This is a genomic window from Amycolatopsis rifamycinica (assembly GCF_000695625.1).
Classification (GTDB): Bacteria; Actinomycetota; Actinomycetes; order Mycobacteriales; family Pseudonocardiaceae; genus Amycolatopsis; species Amycolatopsis rifamycinica.
This window is the reverse complement of record NZ_JMQI01000001.1, coordinates 122990-138779: the sequence shown is the minus strand read 5'-3', so window position 1 is coordinate 138779 and position 15790 is coordinate 122990. Positions and strand designations below refer to the sequence as shown.

General features: G+C 74.0%; 13 protein-coding genes. 9 read left to right on the top strand and 4 right to left on the bottom strand.

All coding sequences use genetic code 11. From position 1 onward, the window contains the following. Positions 1 to 3: 3 nt before the first annotated feature. Positions 4 to 873, bottom strand: a complete 870-nt coding sequence (locus DV20_RS00675; RefSeq protein WP_043775206.1) for an NAD(P)H-hydrate dehydratase — start codon at positions 871 to 873, stop codon at positions 4 to 6. Further along, positions 851 to 1570: a histidine phosphatase family protein gene (locus tag DV20_RS00670; RefSeq protein ID WP_043775204.1), complete on the bottom strand. Its 720-nt coding sequence runs from the start codon at positions 1568 to 1570 to the stop codon at positions 851 to 853. The genes DV20_RS00675 and DV20_RS00670 overlap by 23 nt, the downstream gene beginning before the upstream one ends. Before the next feature lie 82 nt (positions 1571 to 1652). On the opposite strand from DV20_RS00670, the gene DV20_RS00665 reads away from it, so the two are divergent. Next, positions 1653 to 2876 carry a PP2C family protein-serine/threonine phosphatase gene (locus DV20_RS00665; RefSeq protein WP_043775202.1) on the top strand — a complete coding sequence of 408 codons (1224 nt, stop codon included), beginning with the start codon at positions 1653 to 1655 and terminating at the stop codon, positions 2874 to 2876. A 39-nt stretch (positions 2877 to 2915) separates the two neighbouring features. On the opposite strand, the gene DV20_RS00660 is transcribed toward DV20_RS00665, so the two are convergent. Beyond that, on the bottom strand, positions 2916 to 3299 hold the full coding sequence (locus DV20_RS00660; RefSeq protein ID WP_043775201.1) for an STAS domain-containing protein: 384 nt from the start codon (positions 3297 to 3299) through the stop codon (positions 2916 to 2918). Between the two features lie 167 nt (positions 3300 to 3466). Here DV20_RS00660 and DV20_RS00655 point away from each other — a divergent pair, with 167 nt between their 5' ends. From DV20_RS00655 to DV20_RS00630, 6 genes are all read left to right on the top strand, one after another. Next, positions 3467 to 3847, top strand: a complete 381-nt coding sequence (locus tag DV20_RS00655) for an STAS domain-containing protein (protein ID WP_043775200.1) — start codon at positions 3467 to 3469, stop codon at positions 3845 to 3847. Beyond that, entirely contained in the window at positions 3847 to 5430 is a 1584-nt protein-coding gene (locus DV20_RS00650; protein WP_043775198.1) for a PP2C family protein-serine/threonine phosphatase, read from the top strand. The genes DV20_RS00655 and DV20_RS00650 overlap by 1 nt, the downstream gene beginning before the upstream one ends. After that, positions 5427 to 5843 (top strand): ATP-binding protein, encoded by a 417-nt coding sequence (locus DV20_RS00645; protein WP_043775195.1) that lies wholly within the window; start codon positions 5427 to 5429, stop codon positions 5841 to 5843. Before DV20_RS00650 ends, DV20_RS00645 begins: the two co-directional genes overlap by 4 nt. Before the next feature lie 112 nt (positions 5844 to 5955). Continuing rightward, on the top strand, positions 5956 to 10038 hold the full coding sequence (locus DV20_RS00640; RefSeq protein WP_043775357.1) for a SpoIIE family protein phosphatase: 4083 nt from the start codon (positions 5956 to 5958) through the stop codon (positions 10036 to 10038). Continuing rightward, complete coding sequence (locus DV20_RS00635; RefSeq protein WP_043775192.1) at positions 10035 to 10337, top strand: STAS domain-containing protein; 303 nt, start codon at positions 10035 to 10037, stop codon at positions 10335 to 10337. The genes DV20_RS00640 and DV20_RS00635 overlap by 4 nt, the downstream gene beginning before the upstream one ends. A gap of 266 nt (positions 10338 to 10603) precedes the next feature. Beyond that, entirely contained in the window at positions 10604 to 11335 is a 732-nt protein-coding gene (locus tag DV20_RS00630) for a GAF and ANTAR domain-containing protein (RefSeq protein ID WP_043775188.1), read from the top strand. Between the two features lie 19 nt (positions 11336 to 11354). Here DV20_RS00630 and DV20_RS00625 read toward each other — a convergent pair whose 3' ends face one another. Then, positions 11355 to 11765 carry an ATP-binding protein gene (locus DV20_RS00625; protein WP_043775355.1) on the bottom strand — a complete coding sequence of 137 codons (411 nt, stop codon included), beginning with the start codon at positions 11763 to 11765 and terminating at the stop codon, positions 11355 to 11357. 125 nt (positions 11766 to 11890) lie between these two features. On the opposite strand from DV20_RS00625, the gene DV20_RS00620 reads away from it, so the two are divergent. Both DV20_RS00620 and DV20_RS00615 read left to right on the top strand, forming a co-directional pair. Then, positions 11891 to 15154, top strand: a complete 3264-nt coding sequence (locus DV20_RS00620) for a glucodextranase DOMON-like domain-containing protein (protein WP_043775185.1) — start codon at positions 11891 to 11893, stop codon at positions 15152 to 15154. Positions 15155 to 15167: 13 nt separating this feature from the next. Continuing rightward, positions 15168 to 15737, top strand: a complete 570-nt coding sequence (locus tag DV20_RS00615; protein ID WP_043775182.1) for a DinB family protein — start codon at positions 15168 to 15170, stop codon at positions 15735 to 15737. The last annotated feature ends 53 nt before the right edge of the window (positions 15738 to 15790 follow it).

Sequence of the window (15790 nt, the reverse complement as noted above, 5' to 3'; positions counted from 1 at the left end):
CGCTCAGCGCTCCAGCTCGGCGATGACCCGCGGGATCTCCGCCACCAGCTCCCGGGCCAGCAGGCCGGTGCTGCCGGTGTCCGGGATCAGCCGCTGGCCGGCGACGGCGTGGACGTGCGTCGCCCAGCAGGCCGCCTGGTCGACGTCGGCGCCGCGGGCGAGGAAGCCTCCGGTCAGGCCGGCCAGGACGTCGCCGCTGCCGGACGTCGCCAGCCCGACGTGGCCGCTGCCGTCGCGCCAGACCCGGCCGTCCGGCGCAGCGACCACGCCCATCAGCAGCACCACGCCGCCGTAGCGGCCGGCGATGCGGACCGCCGTCTCCAGGTCGTCGACGTCCTTCTCCTCGCAGCCGTCGAGGAACGCGGCTTCGACCCGGTTCGGGGTGAGCAGGAGCCGGCCCGCCAAGGGCTCCGCGAGCGAAGGGGCCCGGCTCAGCGCGCCGAGGGCGAACGCGTCGAGCACCACCCGGGCGTCCGGGGCGATCGCGGGCACCAGCCGCCGCAGCAGGTCTTCGGTCTCCTCGGCGCCGGTCAGGCCGGGTCCGACGACGACGGTGCCCGCGCCGGGCAGCACCTCGGCCAGCCGGTCGGCGGCGTCGGCGGCGATCGCTCCGGACGGCGTCTCGGGCAGCCCGAACACCGACGACTCGGGCACCGAGACGCCGAGCGCCGTCGCGTGCCGTTCGGCCACCGCCACCTGCAGCGTGCCGGCGCCCGCCCGCAGCGCGGCCGTCCCGGACAGCGCCGGCGCCCCCGGCACGGTCCGGGCACCGCCGACGACGAGCACGGTGCCCCGGTCCTCGGCGCCGATCCGCCACTCCCGCAACAGGGCGGGGCTGATCGGCGCCGGGTCAGGAGAGCTGCTGCGCGGCATCGTCGTCCGCCGTCGGTGGCGTGTCGGTGGCGTGCAGGTGGCCGACCTCCTGGGCCAGCACCATGGTGAACAGGCCGTCGGCGTCGCGCTCCCAGGCCGTCACCGAGCCGTTCGGGATCTCGGTGGCGCCGGCGGCCCGCAGCAGGTCGGGTTCGGGCAGCCCTTCGAGCAGGTAGCGCAGGGCGAACACGGTCATCTCGTGGGCGGCCAGCAGAACGCGCTTTCCGGCGTGCTCCACGCTCAGCTCGGTGAGCAGGGACCGCAGCCGCAGCACGACGTCCGCCCAGGACTCCCCGCCCGGCGGCCGGTAGTAGAACTTGCCCAGCCGCCGCTTCCGGCGCAGCTCGTCAGGCCACCGCTCGCTGACGCCGTGGGAGGTCAGCAGGTCCAGCACGCCGAGTTCGCGGTCGCGCAGCCGTTCGTCCGGGATGATCGGGACGCCGTCGGGCGTGGCCAGCCGCGCGGTGTCCCAGGCGCGGCGGTAGGTCGAGGTGATCACGACGTCCGGCGGCTGCTCCGCGAGGAACTTCCCGGCCGCGGAGGCTTGCTCCCGGCCCAGGTCCGTCAGCGGCACGTCGGCGTCGCGCTCGGCGATGTCGATCACGTCCGCGCCGGCCGACTCCGCTTCTTCCCTGGCGACGTTCCCGGTGCTCTGACCGTGCCGCAGCACACCCACCCAGTCCAAGTCGACGTTCACGCCGGGCTGGTTACCCCCGGAGACCCGCCGTCGAAACCCGGGATGGTTAGGCCCGCGAAAGGGTTGCGGCTAGGGTCGTTCCATGTCGCGAAGTCTCGACGCCCACAACCGGCTGCAGCAGCTGGAGGCGATCCTCGGTGCCCCGGCCGCACACCTCGGGCTCTCCGAGATGCTCACCGAGACGCTCAACCGCCTGCGCGAGGTCATGGCGGTCGAAACCGCCACCGTGCTGCGCTACCAGCCCAGCGGCCGCCAGCTGGTGGCCTTCGCGGCGGCGGGCATCGAAGAAGAGGTCCACCAGGGCGTGCGGGTGCCGGTGGGCAGCGGGTTCGCCGGCCGGGTCGCGCTCGAGCGGGCGCCCGTCCTCCTCGACCACGTCGACGAAACGAACGTCGTGAACTCCCTGCTGTGGGAACGCGGCCTGCGCTCCATGCTCGGCGTGCCCATGCTCGCCGGCGGCGAGCTCGTGGGCGTGCTGCACGTCGGTTCCGTGGTGCCCCGGGAGTTCGACGAGTCCGATGTGGCCACCATGCAGCTGCTCGCCGACCGCCTCGCGATGGCGGTCCAGGTGGAGGCGCTGGAGGAGAACCGCACCGCCACCATGGCGCTGCAGCGCAGCCTGCTGCCCAGCAGCCTGCCCGACGTGCCCGGCCTGGATTTCGGCGCGCGGTACGTACCCGGTGCGGAGACCGGGCTGGGCGGCGACTGGTACGACCTGTTCTCGCTGCCGGGTGACCGGCTCGGCGTCGTGATGGGCGACGTCTCCGGCCACGGTCTCGACGCGGCCGTGATCATGGGCCGCCTGCGCAGCGCCCTGCGTGCCTACGCCCTCGACTCCGAAAGCCCCGCCGAGGTGCTCGCCAAGCTCGACCGCAAGGCCAACCACTTCGAACACGGGGCGATGGCCACGGTGGCCTACGGGATCATCGGCCCGGACCGCGAGTCGCTGACGCTGTCGCTCGCCGGGCACCTGCCCCCGGTGTTCGCCCGGCCCGGTGCGCCGGCCCGCCTGGTGGACTCGCCCCCGGACCCCCCGATCGGGCTGACCGTCGGCGAGCCCGAGCGGCGCACCACCGTCGTCGAACTGTCGCCGGAGAGCGTGCTGGTGTTCTACACCGACGGGCTGGTCGAGCGCCGCGACCGGCCGGTGGACACCGGCATGCGGCAGCTCGCGCAAACGGTGCGCGCCGGGGAACCCGAGCGGATCTGCGCGCAGGTCATGGCCGCGATGATCGGGAACCGGGCGGCCCAGGACGACGTCGCCGTGCTGGCCATCCGGCGCCGTGCCGTCCCGGCCGGCGGCTGACGCGGCCGGGACGATCCGGTCGGAACCGGTCGGACCCGCTCAGGATCCGGCCAGCGCCGCTTCCCGGGTCGGGAACAGCGAAAGGCTCTGCTCGAGCCCGGTCAGCTGGATCGGGCGCAGGGTGGCCCGGCCGGAGGCGACGATCCGCACCGCGGTGCCGGTGCCGGCGTTGCGGTGGATGGTCAGCAACGCGGTCAGGCCGGGCGAGGCGAGGAACTCGACCCGGCTCAGGTCGACCACCAGCACCGGCGGCTGCTCCGCCAGTGCCTCGTCGGCGGCCTGCACGAGCGCGGGCGCGGTGGTCGTGTCGACGTCCCCGGCGACCTCGACGACGACCGCTTCGTCCTGCTCCGTCCGGGCGATCCGGAACTCCCCGAACGGCACAGCGGTGGCCGAGCTTTCGAGGTGGGTGGGCTCGGTCATGGTGTTTCTCCTCGCCTTCGGCAGGCCTCACCGGCGATCGGTGGGCGTGCGTGATCTCGAAGGCTGTCTGCTCAACCACTCCCCATCATGCCTGCCCGGGCGACACGCCGCCGTGTCAGCACCCCCTCGGCTTCCGGTCGGACCCCCGAACAGGCAGGATGGGCGCCATGGGCGGACGGGACGTGACCGGGGACTCACTCGACGACGCCGCCGGCTCGACCGGATCGGTCTCATTGGAAAGCCGCGACAGCGTGGTCGTGCTGCACGTCGACGGCGCTCTCGACCTCGCGCTCGCCCCGAAACTGCGCCGGTTGGCCGAACGAGCGGCGCGCCTGCGGCCGTCGCTGCTCGTCATCGACCTGACCGGCGTGACGTTCCTGGCCTCGGCGGGCATGGCCGAACTCGTCCGGGCGCACCGCGGGCCTGCCGCGGCGGCACCGCTGCGGGTGGTCGCCACCGGCCGGATCACCCTGCGGCCGCTGGAACTGACCCGGCTGGCCGACGAACTCGCCATCTACCCGTCGCTGTCCGAAGCGTTGGCTCCCTGATGACGTCCCGGCCGGATTTCGACGCGGTCCTCGACGCCGTGCGCGTGGCCTTCGCCGGCGGCGAAGGCGCCCCGGCGGCCACCGCGGTCCGCTCCCTCGGCCCGGCCGAGGTGCGCGCGGTGCTCGGTGACCAGGTCGCGCTGGCGGTGACCGACCGCGCGGTCCTCGCGGAACTGGTGCCGGGCACGGAGATCACCCACGCGATCGCCCTCGCGGCCGACGGCGGCGAGCGCGGCGCTTTGGTTTACACCACTGAGGACCTGGGCGGGGGCCCGGCCGCCGTGGCCGCCGCCATCCAGGCCACCGTCGCCGGCCTGGCCGCCACGGTCCGGCGGTTGCGGGACGAAGCCGCGGTCCTGGACGCGCTGCACTCCACCGGCCGCGAACTGACCGCGCAGCTCGACATCGACCGGATCGTGCAGGACGCGACCGACGCGGCCACGAAGGCGACCGGAGCCGCGTTCGGCGCGTTCTTCTACAACCTGATCGACGAGCTCGGCGAGTCGTACACGCTGTACACGATCTCGGGCGTGCCGCGCGAGGCCTTCGCCCGGTTCCCGATGCCGCGCAACACCGAGGTCTTCGGGCCGACCTTCGACGGCGTCGGCACCGTCCGCAGCCCCGACATCACGCGGGACCCGCGGTTCGGCAAGAACGCCCCGCACCACGGGATGCCCGAGGGCCACCTGCCGGTGTGCAGCTACCTGGCCGTCTCGGTGCTCAGCCCCACTTCCGGCGAAGTGCTGGGCGGGTTCTTCTTCGGCCACCCCGAGCCGGACCGGTTCACCGCGCGGCACGAGTACCTGGCCGAGGGCATCGCCGCCTACTCGGCCATCGCACTGGACAACGCCCGGCTCTACGAACGCGAACGCACCCTCGCCTCGGAGCTGTCCCGCAGCATGCTGCCGGTCGCCCCGCCCACGCCGGGCCTCGACGTGTTCACCCGGTACCTGCCCGCGGCCACCGGGAGCAAGGTCGGCGGCGACTGGTTCGACGTGATCCGGCTGCCATCGGGCGACACCGCGTTCGTCATCGGCGACGTCGTCGGCCACGGCGTCACCGCCGCGACGGTGATGGGCCAGGTCCGCACGGCCATCCGCAGCTACGCCCTGCTCGAGCTGCCGCCGTCGGAGGTCCTGCGCAACGTCTCCGAGCTGACCGTCGAGCTGTTCGGCGAAAGCTTCGTGACCTGCTTCTACGCGGTCCACCGGCCCGCCGACGGCACGCTGGCCTACGCGAACGCCGGCCACCTGCCCGCGATCCTGATCCGCCCGGGCGAGCCGCCCGAGCAGATCGGCGAGGCGCTGGCGCAGCCGCTGGGCGTCGGCTCGGTCTTCCCGCAGCGCACCGCGGGCTTCCCGGTCGGCGCGGACCTGGTGCTGTACACCGACGGGCTGGTCGAAAGCCGCACCCGTGACCTCACCCTGGGCATCGAATGGCTGCTGGCGGGTATACCCGGGTTGCTGACCGCGGCCGACCTCGAGACGGCGTGGGACAAACTCGTCGACGAACTGACGCGCGGACGGCACGACGACGACATCGCCGTGATCCACGTGCGCCACCGCGGAGAGGACAGCCCATGACGGACCCCCTCCCCCCGGGTGCGCCCGCTCCCCCCACCACCTTCCACCGGCGCACGGCCGCGATCGCCGAACGCCTGCCGGAACTGCGCGAAGCACTCGCCCGCTGGCTCGCCGGGCTGCAGCTGAGCCTGGAGCGGCGGGAGGACGTCGTCCTCGCCGCCTACGAGGCGATGGCCAACTCGGCCGAACACGCCTACCCCGCCGGGGGGCCGGGCCCGGTCGACGTCCGGGCCGAAGCGCTGCCGGGGCGGGTGATCGTGACGGTCACCGACTACGGCACCTGGCGGCCGCCTGCCGGCTCGGACGGGCTGCGGGGCCGCGGCCTGCTGCTCATCGACTCCATCGCCGACCACAGCGCGCAGGTGCACCGCGACGACGGCACGACGGTCACCATGACCTGGCTGACCGGCTGACCGCCGTCTCGCCGGCAGCAGTGTCCCGCGCGTCACAGCAGCGTCCCGCGCGTCCGGCAGGGCGGCGGCCGGTGAAGTAGGCTCGGCCCGGGCCGCGTGAACCTGGAGTGTGATGAGCGTCGGGGAAGAGGCCGGCCACCGGGCCGTGTTTCCCGGAACCAGCCGGATGGCCGCCCGGATGCGGGATTTCGACTGGGCGTCGTCCCCGCTCGGGCCGCCCCGCGACTGGCCGGCCAGTCTCACGACGGCGGTCCGGATCTGCCTCGCCTCCCGCTTCCCCATGATCGTCTGGTGGGGCCCGGAGCTGCGGTTCCTCTACAACGACGCGTACCTGCCGCTGCTGGGCACCAAGCACCCCGCGCTGGGCAAGCCGGGCGCGGAGGTCTGGGGCGAGATCTGGCACATCATCGGCCCGATGCTGGACAGCGTGATGACCACCGGCGAGGCGACCTGGTCCGAAGACCTGCTGCTGCCGATGAACCGGCACGGCTACTGGGAAGAGACGTACTGGACGTACTCCTACAGCCCGGTGCACGACGACGAGGGCACCGTGCGGGCGGTGTTCACCGCGGTCTCCGACACGACCGAACGCGTGATCGGCGAACGCCGCCTGGCGACGCTGCGCGAGCTCGGCGCCCGGGCCGGGGTCGCCCGCACCGTGAACGAGGCCTGCGAGGTCGTCGCCGGGGTGCTGGGCCGGGCGGGCGCCGACGTCCCGTACGCCGCGATCCACCTCCGCGACGGCGACGGCGGCCTCGCGCTCGCGGCCGTCACCCCCGGCGGCGAAGGCGCGGGGGACACGGCCGCCTGGCCGCTCGAGGACGTGCTCGCCGACGGGGTCGCGCGGACGGTACCGGCCGAGGCCGTCGGCGAGCTGCCCGCCGGGGGCTGGTCCACGCCACCCGCCGAGGCCATGGTGCTGCCGCTGCGCGGCGACGCCGTCGACACCACGACCGGCGTCATCGTGCTGGCGGCGAGCGCCGGGCGAGCGCTCGACGAGTCCTACCGGACGTTCCTCGGGCTGGTCGCCCAGCAGACGGCGGCGCTGGTCAACGGCGCGATCGCCTACCAGGTCCAGCAGCGGCGGGCCGAGGAGCTGGCCGCGCTGGACGAGGCGAAGACGACGTTCTTCGCCAACATCAGCCACGAGTTCCGGACCCCGCTCACCCTGATCATGGGCCCCGCCGCCGAGCTGCGGGAGGCGCTGGACAGCGCCGGCGAGCGGGTGCGGGAAGAGCTCGACGTCATCCAGCGCAACGCGTTGCGGCTGGGACGGCTGGTGAACAACCTGCTGGACTTCTCGCGGATCGAAGCCGGCCGGATGCAGGCGCGCTTCGAACCGGTGGACCTCGGGACGTTCACCGCGGAGCTGGCGAGCGTCTTCCGCGCCGCCGTCGAGCGGGCCGGACTGGCGTTCGAGGTCGACTGCGGCCCGTCGCCCGAACCGGTGCACGTCGACCGCGGGATGTGGGAGAAGGTCGTCTTCAACCTGCTGTCCAACGCGGTCAAGTTCACCTTCGACGGCGCGATCCGGGTGACCGGCACGGTCGAAGCCGGGCACGCCGTGGTCGCCGTGTCCGACACCGGGATCGGCATCGACGCCACCGAGCTGCCGCGCCTGTTCGAGCGGTTCCACCGGATCCCGTCGGCGCGGGCGCGGTCGAACGAGGGCAGCGGCATCGGCCTGGCGCTGGTGCGCGAGCTCGTCGGCATGCACGGCGGCAGCATCGCCGTGGAGAGCACGCCCGGCGCCGGGACGACGTTCCGGGTCCGGCTGCCCTTGGGCACCCGGCACCTGCCCGCCGAACACGTCGTCGACGAGCCCACGACCGGCGCGCTCACCGCGGAGTCGGCGGAGTCCGCGGAACCGTACGTGCAGGAGGCGCTGCGCTGGCTGCCGGACGACGACCAGTCCGCACGCCCGGCGCCGGCCTCGGGCGCCCGCGTGCTGGTGGCCGACGACAACGCCGACATGCGCGACTACCTCGTCCGGCTGCTGCGCGACGACTACGCGGTCACCGCGGTCCGCGACGGCGTCGAGGCGTTCGCCGCCGCCCGCGCCGAGCCGCCCGAGCTGATCATCAGCGACGTCATGATGCCCCGGCTGGACGGCCTCGGCCTGCTCGCCGAGCTGCGCGGCGACCCGCGCACCGCCGCCGTGCCGGTGCTGCTGCTGTCGGCGCGGGCCGGCCAGGAAGCCGCCGTCGACGGGCTGGCCGCCGGCGCCGACGACTACCTCGTGAAGCCGTTCTCGGCGCGGGAGCTGCTCGCCCGCGTCCGCACGACCGTCCAGCTGGCGAGGCTGCGGACGCAGCACGCCCGCTGGCGCTCGGCGATGATCGAGTCGTTGCAGGAAGGCTTCTTCGTCTGCGACGCCGAAGGGCGGGTCGTCGAGATCAACGCGGCCTTCACCGAGCTGCTGGGCTTCGGCCCCGGCGACCTGCCGTACGACCCGCCGTTCCCGTGGTGGCCGGACGCCGGCACCGACCCGGCCGCGCACCGCCAGGTCGCCGAAGCCTCCGCCCGCGCGTGGGACCAGCCCGCCGGCAGCCTGGTCCTGCCGATGCGGCACCGGGACGGGCACCGGGTGTGGGCCGCGATCGCCTACAGCGGGCTGCACGACGACGAGGGACGGCGCCGGGTGGTCGGCACGGTCCGCGACGTCACGGCCGAGCGCTACGCCGTGCAGCGCGAAAGCGCGCTCGCCGCGATGAACCGGCGCCTGGCCGGCGTCAGCGGGGTCGAAGACGTGCTCCGCGCCGCGCTGGAGCTGCTGCGCGAGCTGTGGCACGCCCGGCGCGCGCTCGCGGTGACCTGGCCGCGGGACGGCGAACCGGAGCTCGCGTCCACCGACCCCGCCGACCGGAGCTGGGCGGACCTCGCCGCGCCGCTGCGGGAAACCCTCGGCCACGTCCGCTCGCTGCCGGCGTTGCACGCGACCCCGGCCGACGGCGGCGCGGGCACCACGGTGGACCACCCCGGCGGCCAGGTGACGCTCTGGGTCGACCCCGCGCCGGGCCGGCCGCTCGGCACCGAGGACCGGACGCTGCTGGCGCTGCTGGCCGGGACGCTCGCCCACGCCCTGCGCCGCGCCCACCGCGACGACCGGCAGCGGGAGGTCGCCCTCGCGCTGCAGCGCTCCATCCTCGGCCCGGCCCGGCTGCCCGACGGCTTCGCGGTGCGCTACGAGCCGGCGAACCCGCCCCTGGAGGTCGGGGGCGACTGGTACGACGTCGTCGCGCTGGCCGGGGCCCGGATCGGCATCGTCGTCGGCGACTGCGTCGGCCGGGGACTCGCGGCGGCCGCGGTGATGGGCCAGCTGCGCAGCGCCTGCCGGGCCCTGCTGCTGGAGGCCAGCAGCCCGGCGCACACGCTCAGCGCGCTCGACCACTTCGCCGGGCGGCTGCCGGGTGCCCTCTGCACGACCGTCTTCTGCGGGGTCCTCGACCCGGCGACCGGCACGCTCACCTACTCCAGCGCCGGGCACCCGCCCGCCACCCTCGTGCACCGCGACGGCACGGCCGAGGTGCTCGACGACGGCGGCAGCGTGCCACTGGCCGTCCGCGGCGCGGCGCCGCGTCCGGAGGCGACGGCGATCGTGCCGATCGGCTCGCTGCTGATGCTCTACACCGACGGGCTCGTCGAACGCCGCCGCGAGGCCCTCGACGAGGGCATGGACCGGGCCACCACGGTCGCCCACGACACGCGCGACGCGGAGCTCGGCGACCTGGCGACCGCCCTGATGGACCGGCTCCGGCCGGCGGAGGGCTACGAGGACGACGTCGCGCTGCTGCTCTACCGCCGGTCGGTCCCCGCGCTGGACTTCGACTTCGCGGCGCACCCGGACCACCTGACCTCGACGCGGCACTGGCTGCGCGCGTGGCTGGAGAACGCCGCCCTCGACCCGGACCTCGCCCAGGACGTGCTGGTCGCCTCGGGCGAGGCCTGCGCCAACGCCGTCGAGCACGCCTACCTCGACGGGACCGGGGCGACCGTGCACCTCGCGGCCCGGTTCACCGGCGCGCACCTGGTCGTCACGGTGACCGACCGGGGCCGGTGGCGGCCGCCGCCGCCGGGCAACCAGGTGCTGCGCGGCCGCGGCGTGCCGATGATGGAGGCGCTGGCCGACGCGGTCACCATCCGGCACGAAACCACCGGAACCACCGTCACGCTGGAATGGAGGATCGGTTCGTGACGACGCCACTCACGCTGGTCGGCCGCGCGGGCGAAGAGGGCGATCGGGTCCTCCTCGTCACCGGCGAGATCGACATGAGCAACGCCGCGCAGTTCGGCGCGGCGCTGGACCGCGAGCTGGCGGCGGGCACCACCGTCACCGTGGACCTGACCGGGGTGGCCTACCTCGACAGCGCCGGCGTCGCGGTGCTGTTCGACCGCGCCGCCGAGCACGACCTGCGGCTGGTGGCGCCGCGGCTGCTCGACCGGGTGCTGCGGGTGTCGGGCCTCACCGAGGTCGTGAAGGTCATGATCCGCTGAACGGTTGACCGCCGGTCCACGGGGTAAGCGGGCGGCAGCGACGGGTGTCGGGTGGGTTGTGCTGCCGTCCGTCGCCAGGTGGCCCCGGCGCCCAACCCACGACGTTCAGCAGTGAGCGCCGGGCCGGAGCCACCGCTCTTCCCCGGTCGGGTGTTGCGCCATCGTTGTTGCCGGAGACGCGGCGGACGCGAGTAGGGTTCTGCCGTTCCGGTGAAGCAGCAGCGGTCCGGCGAGTACCGCAGCCATCCGGGACGGAGAGGACGCCAGTGACCGGTGAGCCGATCCCGCCCGAGCACCTCGACGAGCTGACCGCCGCGATGGCGGACCTCACGGGGGCGCTCGAGGCCGAACCAGCCGAAGCGGAAATCCTCGACGCCGTCTGCGCCGAAGCCGTCCGCGCCATCCCCGGCGCCGACATGGCCAGCATCACGGCGATCCGCGACGGCGAGCCGACCACGGCGGCCAGCACGGACGACCGGGCCGTCGCGATCGACCGGGCCCAGTACGCGGCGGGAGCGGGCCCCTGCCTGCGGGCCGCGGCGACGGGCGAGATCGTCCGGGTCCCCCTGGCCACGGCGGGGGCGGACTGGCCGGAGTTCACCGCCCGCGCCCAGGAACTCGGGGTGGGCAGCTACCTGGCGGCCCCGCTGCCGGTCGACGAACGCCTGTCGGGCGCGCTCAACCTCTTCGGCTACGGCGACCACGGCTTCGCGGAGACGGACTCGCGGTTGCTGCAGCTCTACACCACGGTCGTCTCGTTCGGGCTGCGCACCACGCGGCGCTACCACCGGGCCCGGCAGCGGGCCACCGAGCTGGAAGTGGCGATGCGGTCGCGGGCGGTGATCGAGCAGGCGAAGGGCATCCTGATGGCCGTGCACCGGATCAGCGCCGACGACGCGATGAAGCGCCTGGTCACCGAATCGCAGCACACCAACGTGAAACTGCGGGACGTCGCGACCCGGTTCGTCGAAGAGCTCTCCTCGGCCGAGTCGCGCTGAACCACCGGGACACCGGGGCTCAAGCGTGGTGCCGGGCCGGGAACGGCCAGGTGAGCGTGATGACGGTCCCCCCGTCGGTCGACCGCAGATCCAGCCCGTCGACCAGCGCCTGGATCAGGCGCAGCCCGCGCCCGCCGTCCGCGCGCTCGGCCAGCGTCGCCCACCGGCCCTGGTCGGCGACGGTGACGATCAGCACCTCCTGGTCGATCCGGGCGCGGACGTCGATCAGTCCCGGCCGGCCGTGATAAGCGTGGTCGAGCACGTTGGCCATCGCTTCCCAGCAGGCCAGCACGACGTCGTCGGCCTGCCGCCCGACCTCGTCACCGGCGCGCCGCCGCAGCCACGACACCAGGTGCCGGCGCAGGCTCGGCAGCGTTCGTGGCGAAATCGTGCCGCGGTACCGCCATCCGTCCGATCCCAGCTCTTCCACGTTCACCTCCTCGGGGGACTTCCGGTTTGCTACCCACCGGTTCTGATTCTCAATCACCGGTAATGGCTTCCCCTGGCGCCGTTCGGACCTGGTGCACCCCGGGGCGGTCGTGATCGGATGGGCGGATGATTCGGTCGACGTCGTCCGTGGTGCTGTGCGCGGTGCTGGCCGCTACCCTCCTGCCCGCCGTGTCCGGCACAGCCGACGCGGCCGCCGCGGGGCCGGGCGCCGTCTCGCACTTCGGCCTGGCCCGCAAGGACTGCCTGGGCACCGCGCGGAACCCGGCGAGCAAGGCGTGGTTCACCGTCGCGGGCGGCGTGCTCTCCGACGTCTACGCGCCGGTGATCGACAACACGAACGTCGAAACCCTGCAGTTCGCCGTCACCGACGGCCGCGGCTTCACCGATCTGCAGGCGCGGGACATGACCTACACCGTCCGCACGAGCGCGGGCGGGATGGCCTGCGAGGTGACGTCGACCGCGCGCAGCGGGCGGTACCGGCTGGTCACCGAGTACCTGGCCGACCCGGCCCGGACCGGCGTGCTCATCCGGACCCGGCTGGAGCCGCTGCGGGGCTCCGGCCGGGACCTGAAGGTCTACGTGCGGTTCGACGCGAGCGTCAACGGCAACGGCGGGGGCGGCCCGGCCAACGGCGGCGGCGACACCGCCACCGTCGACGCGGCGACGTCCGCGCTGGTCAGCGCCGACGCGAACACCGTCTCCAGCGCGCCGGCCCGCGACTACGGCACCCCGCTGGCCGCCGCGCTGCGCGCCGACCGCCGGTTCCTGGCCACCGGCAGCGGCTTCGCCGGCACCCCGGGTGACGGGCTGGCCCAGCTCGACCGCGACCACCGCCTCACCGACACGACGCCGTCGGCGGTGAACGGCAACGTCGTGCAGACCGCGCAGCTGGACCTCCAGCCGCACCGCCCCGCGGTGCTGGCGCTCGGCTTCGGCGCGGACGCCAGGGCCGCCGTCGCGACGGCCGGCGCGAGCCTGCGCACGCCGTTCGAGGCGAGTTACCGCCAGTACGCGCGTGAGTGGCGTGACTACGACAACGGGCTGATCCCGGTGCGCGGCAAGGATTCCGACGCCTACTACCAGTCCGTCAACGTGCTCAAGGCCAGCGAGGACAAGACGTTCCGGGGCGCGGTCGTCGCCTCGCTCGGCAGTCCGTGGGGCCAGGCCGTGCCGGCGGGCGACGCGCCGGGCGGCAAACCGGTCTACTTCGGCTCCTACCGCGAGATCTTCGCCCGCGACCTCTACGAGAGCTTCTCCGGCTTGCTCGCCGCCGGCGATCGCGAGACGGCACGGGCGAGCGTCCGCTGGCTGTTCACGCGCCAGCAGCAACCGGACGGCCGTTTTCCGCGCAACTCGCTGCTCAACGGCAAGAAGGCCCCCGACTCCGGTGGTGACCAGCTCGACGAGAGCGCGTACCCGATCCTGATGGCGTTGCAGGCCGGGCTCGACCGGGACCGCACGCTCTACACCGAGCACATCCGCGCGGCCGCGGACTTCGTCGTCGCGCACGGGCCGGCGTTCGGCTCGGAACGCTGGGAGGAACAGGGCGGCTACTCCCCCTCGACGATCGCCGCGGAGATCGCCGGGCTCGTCGCCGCGGGCGTGATCGCCGAGCGCAACGGCGACAGTGCGCGCGCGAACGTCTATCGCGCCACCGCCGACCACTTCCAGCGCGGTGTCAAGGGCTGGACGGTGACGTCGAACGGGCCGTACGGCGGCCGGTACTTCCTGCGGCTGACCAAGAACGGGAACCCGGACTCGGAGTGGTTCTACAACCTCGGCAACGGCTCGATCGACGCCGACCAGCGCGCGGTCGTCGACGCCGGGTTCCTCGAGCTGACCCGCCTGGGCGTGCTGCCCGCGGACGACCCGGACGTCGCCGCGTCGCTCGCCGTCGTGGACCGCGTGATCAAGCGGGACACCCCGGCCGGGCCGGGCTGGTACCGCTACGGGACGTCGGCGCCGGGCAGCGAGGACGGCTACGGCGACTGCTACGAGCCTGACCCGACGAACTGCGGCCCGACGGGCGCGCCGTGGCCGTCGGCGAACACCGGCTCCGGGCACCTGTGGCCGGTGCTCGCCGGCGAACGCGGCGAGCAGGCGGTGCAGACCGGCGACCGGGCCGGCGCGGCGGCGCTGCTGCGCGCGATGCGGGCGCAGACCGGCGGTACCGGGCTGATCCCCGAACAGATCTGGGAGAACCCGGCGCTGCCGGCGTCGCCGTACGGCTCGGACCCGAAGACGGCGTCGATCGGCTTCACGCCGGGGCAGTCGGTCGGCTCGGTCGCTCCGCTGAGCTGGGCGCAGTCCCAGTCGGTGCGGCTGGCCAGGGCCCTCGACGACGGACGGCTGCCCGAGCAGCCCGCCGAAGTCCGCTCGCGGTACACCGCGCCTGTCCCGGCTTTGGCGGTGACGCTGGACGCGCCCGCGTCGGTGTCCACCGCGACCGCCGAGGTCACCGGCACCGCACCCGCCGGCAGCCGGGTCGACATCGCCGTATCGGCCACCGACGCGGGCACGACTTCCGTGCTGTCCACCCGGGCTTCGGCCGCGGGAACGTTCCGCGCCGCCGTCCCGACGCCGCTCGGCGCGAACGTCGTCACGGCGGCCGCGACGGGGGCGGGCACCGGGTACGCGCAGAAGACGATCAGCTCGGACTTCGTCACCGGCACGGTCCTGCTGGACACCACGGACCCGGACGCCGACGACAACGGCCCCGGCACCTACACCTACCCGACGGCGGGCGACTTCCACGCGGGCGCGTTCGACCTGCAGCGGTTCCAGATCATCGATGCGGGAGCCACCCTGGTGTTCCGGGCGCAGGTCCGCGACCTGTCGCCGACGTTCGGCTCACCGCTGGGCGCCCAGCTGCTGACGATCTACGGGCACGACCCGGCCGCGACGGCGACGTCGACCGCGGCTCCGTTCCCGAGCCGGGCGTACACGATCGCGGCGCAAGACGCGTGGAGCCGGCGCATCGAGGTCCAGGGCTTCGCCGAGCCGGCGCTCGTCGACGCTTCGGGCGCATCGCTGGCAACGCCGTCCGTGCAGGCTTCGCAGGCAACGCGATACATCACGGTCAGCGTGGCGAAGGCGGCTTTCGGGACCCCGGGACCCGGCTGGACGTTCGCCGTGGTGCTCACCGGGCAGGACGGCAACTCCCCCGACCAGGCGCGGCCGTTCACGCCGACGGCGGGCCAGTACACGTTCGGTCTCTGCGCACCCGGTGGGACGGCCCCGATCTGCGCCGCGGACCCGGCGACCGCGCCGAAGGCGTTCGACGTGCTGACGCCGTCCGGCGTGGACCAGCGGACGGAACTGGACCCGGCCCGCGGCCCGGTTTCGGTGCGCGGGGTCCCCGTGGGCTGACAAGCTGGTCGCCATGATCGACCAATTCGCGAAGAACTACCTGCACGGCGACCTGCGCGAGGTCCGCGAAGAGCTGCTCGGGAAACTCGACGGGCTGGGCGAGTACGACATCCGCCGTCCCCTGACCGCGACGGGCACCAACCTGCTCGGTCTCGTCAAGCACCTGACCCTCACGGAGGCCAGGTACTTCGGCGACATCTTCGACAGGCCGTACCCGGAGCCCCTGCCCCGGTGGGACGACCTGAGCACGCGCGGCCGGGACATGTGGGCCACCGAGCACGAGACCCGCGAACAGATCGTCGACGCCTACCGGCGGGCCTGGGCCCACTCCGACGCGACGATCACGGAGCTCCCCATCGACGCACCGGGCCACGTGCCCTGGTGGCCCCGGCCGAACGTGAAGCTGTTCAACATCCTGGTCCACGTGCTCACGGAGACGAACCGCCACGCCGGTCACGCCGACATCCTCCGCGAGCAGCTGGACGGCTCCCTGGCCTCCGACGCCCACCACGACGCGGAGTTCTGGGCGGCCCGGCACGCCGAGGTCGACCGAGCCGCCCGAGCGGCCGCGGATCCACAGTAGACGACCGGAGTCCGCGTCGAGGCGCGGCCGGCCGCGGGTTCCTCGATCCGCGG

Bases quoted from the DNA above. Each gene is read 5' to 3' on its own strand.
- DV20_RS00665 (WP_043775202.1), top strand. From the start codon at position 1,653: ATGTCGCGAAGTCTCGACGCCCACAACCGGCTGCAGCAGCTGGAGGCG.
- DV20_RS00645 (WP_043775195.1), top strand. From the start codon at position 5,427: ATGACGGACCCCCTCCCCCCGGGTGCGCCCGCTCCCCCCACCACCTTC.
- DV20_RS00675 (WP_043775206.1), bottom strand. From the start codon at position 873: ATGCCGCGCAGCAGCTCTCCTGACCCGGCGCCGATCAGCCCCGCCCTG.
- DV20_RS00655 (WP_043775200.1), top strand. From the start codon at position 3,467: ATGGGCGGACGGGACGTGACCGGGGACTCACTCGACGACGCCGCCGGC.
- DV20_RS00660 (WP_043775201.1), bottom strand. From the start codon at position 3,299: ATGACCGAGCCCACCCACCTCGAAAGCTCGGCCACCGCTGTGCCGTTC.
- DV20_RS00615 (WP_043775182.1), top strand. From the start codon at position 15,168: ATGATCGACCAATTCGCGAAGAACTACCTGCACGGCGACCTGCGCGAG.
- DV20_RS00640 (WP_043775357.1), top strand. From the start codon at position 5,956: ATGAGCGTCGGGGAAGAGGCCGGCCACCGGGCCGTGTTTCCCGGAACC.
- DV20_RS00650 (WP_043775198.1), top strand. From the start codon at position 3,847: ATGACGTCCCGGCCGGATTTCGACGCGGTCCTCGACGCCGTGCGCGTG.
- DV20_RS00620 (WP_043775185.1), top strand. From the start codon at position 11,891: ATGATTCGGTCGACGTCGTCCGTGGTGCTGTGCGCGGTGCTGGCCGCT.